General features: G+C 69.9%; 3 protein-coding genes and 1 pseudogene. 3 read left to right on the plus strand and 1 reads right to left on the minus strand.

What is annotated here, in order from left to right:
* Positions 1 to 3 precede the first annotated feature (3 nt).
* Both LDL49_RS29415 and LDL49_RS29420 read left to right on the plus strand, forming a co-directional pair.
* Positions 4 to 1,017 (plus strand): NAD(P)-dependent alcohol dehydrogenase, encoded by a 1,014-nt coding sequence (locus tag LDL49_RS29415; protein WP_225295543.1) that lies wholly within the window; start codon positions 4 to 6, stop codon positions 1,015 to 1,017.
* A gap of 14 nt (positions 1,018 to 1,031) precedes the next feature.
* A complete protein-coding gene (locus LDL49_RS29420; protein WP_225295545.1) occupies positions 1,032 to 2,141 on the plus strand; it encodes an ABC transporter ATP-binding protein in 1,110 nt (369 codons plus the stop codon).
* Positions 2,142 to 2,145: 4 nt separating this feature from the next.
* Here the strand turns inward: LDL49_RS29420 and LDL49_RS29425 are convergent.
* Positions 2,146 to 2,274: pseudogene (locus LDL49_RS29425) on the minus strand (aspartate 1-decarboxylase); the annotation flags it as partial.
* Positions 2,275 to 2,404: 130 nt separating this feature from the next.
* Between LDL49_RS29425 and LDL49_RS29430 the strand changes: the two are divergent.
* Positions 2,405 to 3,415 (plus strand): ABC transporter substrate-binding protein, encoded by a 1,011-nt coding sequence (locus LDL49_RS29430; RefSeq protein WP_225295547.1) that lies wholly within the window; start codon positions 2,405 to 2,407, stop codon positions 3,413 to 3,415.
* Positions 3,416 to 3,463 lie beyond the last annotated feature (48 nt).

Raw genomic sequence — 3,463 nt, forward strand, 5'->3', positions numbered from 1 at the left:
GCCATGCGCGCGGCCGTACTGCACGGCATCGGCAAGATCCTCCTGGAGGAGCGCCCCCGGCCCGAGCCCGGTCCCCGGGAGGTGCTGGTGCGGGTCGCGTCGGTCGGTACGTGCGGCTCGGACGTGCACTACTACGAGCACGGCCGCATCGGCGACTTCGTGGTGGAGTCGCCGCTGGTGCTGGGCCATGAGCCGTCCGGCACCGTGGTCGTCAGCGGGCCGGGCGTCGGCCCTGAGCTCGTGGGGCGGCGCGTCTCGGTGGAGCCGGGCACGCCCGACTTCACCTGCCGGCAATGCCGGGCCGGCCGCTACAACCTCTGCCCGCGCATGCGGTTCTTCGGCACCCCGCCGATCGACGGCGCCTTCTGTGAGTACGTCGTCGTACGCGAGGAGTTCGCCCACCCCGTCCCCGACAGCCTGTCCGATGACGCCGCCGCGCTGATCGAGCCGCTGTCAGTGGGCGTGTGGGCCTGCCGCAAGGCCCGGGTCGAGCCGGGCGCCCGCGTGCTGGTCACCGGCGCCGGCCCGGTCGGGCTGCTGTGCATGCAGACCGCCCTGGCCTTCGGCGCCACCGACGTCCTGGTCACCGACGTGAACCCCGTCCGGCTCCGGGTGGCCCGCGACCTGGGCGCGAGCGAGACCCTCGACGTGCGCGAGAACCCCCTGTCCGACGCCGGGTTCGAGCCCGACGTGCTGCTCGAATGCTCGGGTCAGCCGGCCGCGATCGGGCCGGCCATCCGCGCTGTCGGCCGGGCCGGGCGGGTCGTCCTCGTCGGCATGGGCGGCGATGAGATCCCGCTGCCGCTGGCCCACGTACAGACCCGCGAACTCGAGGTGACGGGCACCTTCCGCTACGCCGGCACCTGGCCGGCGGCCATCGCCCTGGCCGCCGCGGGCCGCGTCCAGCTGGACGCGCTGGTGACCGGCCATTACGGCCTGGCCGAGGTCGAGCAGGCGCTGACGGCCGGCGCCCGTGACCCCGAGCTGGTCAAGGCCGTCGTCCGGCCGCAGGAGTGAGTTTAGGGGAGATCATGTCCAGAGTTCTTTACGACGAGGCGACCAGGGTCTATCCCGGAACCGAGCGGCCCGCGGTCGACGCGCTCGACCTCGACATCCATGACGGTGAGTTCCTGGTCCTCGTCGGCCCGTCGGGGTGCGGGAAGTCCACCTCCCTGCGCATGCTCGCCGGGCTGGAACGGGTCGACGGCGGACGCATCGCCATCGGTGACCGTGACGTCACCCACCTGGCGCCCCGTGACCGGGACATCGCGATGGTGTTCCAGAACTACGCGCTTTATCCGCACATGTCGGTGGCCGACAACATGGGTTTCGCCCTGCGGGTGATGAAGGCGCCCAAGGAGGAGATCGACCGCCGGGTCAAGGAGGCCGCGGGCCTGCTGGACCTGACCGAGTTCCTCGACCGGAAGCCCAAGGCGCTCTCCGGCGGGCAGCGGCAACGCGTGGCCATGGGCCGGGCGATCGTCCGCGAGCCGAAGGTGTTCCTCATGGACGAGCCGCTGTCCAACCTGGACGCCAAGCTCCGGGTGCAGACCCGCACCCAGATCGCCGCCCTGCAGCGCAGGCTCGGCGTGACGACCGTCTACGTCACCCACGACCAGGTCGAGGCCATGACGATGGGCGACCGGGTGGCCGTACTCAAGGACGGGGTGCTCCAGCAGGTCGACACGCCGTTGCGGCTGTATCAGCACCCGGCCAACGTCTTCGTCGCCGGCTTCATCGGCTCGCCGTCGATGAACCTCGCCGAGTACCCGGTCGAGGGCGACGAGGCGGTCCTCGACGACACGCGGGTGCGACTGAGCCGCGAGACGATCCAGGCGCTCAAGGAGGAGGGCGGCGACCGGGTCATCCTGGGCTTCCGGCCGGAGGGCGTCGAGGTGGTGGGCGAGGGCACGCCGGGCAGCTTCCCGGTCACCGTCACGGTCGTGGAGGAACTCGGCTCGGACGCCTTCCTCTACGGCCAGTACGCCGACACGACCGATCCGGTCCGCCTCGGACAGACCGTCATCGCCCGCGTCGACCCCAACATGCCCCCGGCCAAGGGCGAACGGGTCCGGCTGCGCATCCTGCCGGGCAAGGAACGCCTCTTCTCGGTGGTCAGCGGCCGGCGGCTGCCCGCCTGACCGGCTTCTCGCCCTCGACGAGGTCGGCCGCGTCCATGAGGACCCTGTCGATCGTGATCGAGCCGACGTAGTGCAGGTCGGCCCGGGTCACGGTGGCCCTGTGGATCTTTCCGCCGAGCAGGGTGCGCTGCATGTCCATGCCCTCCGAGGAGTCGGTAAAAGTTAGGTAATGCTATCCTAAGTTCACCCATCGACTCCCGCCTGCGCAACCCCCCGGCCAGCGGTCACCGAGACGCCGGAGGGCACAGAGACAAGGAACTCAGATGACTCCTCCCGGCACCATCCGTCCCTGGCGCGCCGCGGCTATCGCCGTGGCCTGCGTCCTCATGGTGGGTTCGCTGATCTCGTGTTCGAGCTCCGCGCAGGCTCCGAAGGCCACGGAGGCGGCCGATCCGGCCTTTCCCGTCTCCATCGACCACAAGTTCGGCTCCACCACGATCACGTCGCGGCCGACCCGGGTGGTCACCGTCGGGTGGAACGACCAGGACTTCGCCCTCGCCCTCGGCGTCGTGCCGGTGAGCACGCGGGAGTGGTTCGAGGAATACCTCACCTATCCGTGGGTCAAGACGGCGCTGGGTGGCAAGCCCCTGCCCACGTTCTCGGCGGAGATCAACTTCGAGGCCATCGTCAAGCAGCGGCCCGACCTGATCATCGCGATCTACGAGACGGTCAACAAGCAGACGTACGACAAGCTCTCGCAGATCGCCCCGACGGTGGTCCAGTCCAGTGCCTACCCGGATGAGCAGACCCCGTGGGACGTCCAGACGCTCACCACGGGCAAGGCACTGGGCAAGTCCGCGCAGGCGCAGGCTCTCGTCGACAAGGTCAACGGCAAGATCGCCGCGGCGAAGCAGGCGCATCCCGAGTTCACCGGCAAGGTTCTGGTGGTGGACTACGGTCCCGAGAACGGCCAGCACTACCTGGTCCCGGGCCGCGACCCGCGGCGGGCGCTGTTCGACGCGCTCGGCTTCGCCGCCCAGAGCCAGAGCGGCGACGTCAGCGAGGAGCGGCTGGACCTGCTCGACAAGGACGTGCTGTTCGTCAACGGCTCGACCAAGGCGAAGATGGCCTCCTCGCCGGTCTTCTCCCGGCTGAACGTGGTCAAGACCGATCGCACCATTTATACGGACTTCTCCACTCCGCTCGGGGGCGCGTTGTCGTACAGCGGGCCGGACGCGCTGCTCTACGCGCTCGACGTGCTCGTGCCCCAGCTGGCGAACGCGGCCGACATGAAGCCGTCGACCGCGATCACCGACCTGTCCAACGTCACCTGACCGGCTGAACGGCCCTCGCCTGGCCCTCGCCTGGCCCTCACACGGCTC

Origin of the sequence: Nonomuraea aurantiaca (assembly GCF_020215705.1) — a bacterium.
Lineage (GTDB): Bacteria > Actinomycetota > Actinomycetes > Streptosporangiales > Streptosporangiaceae > Nonomuraea > Nonomuraea aurantiaca.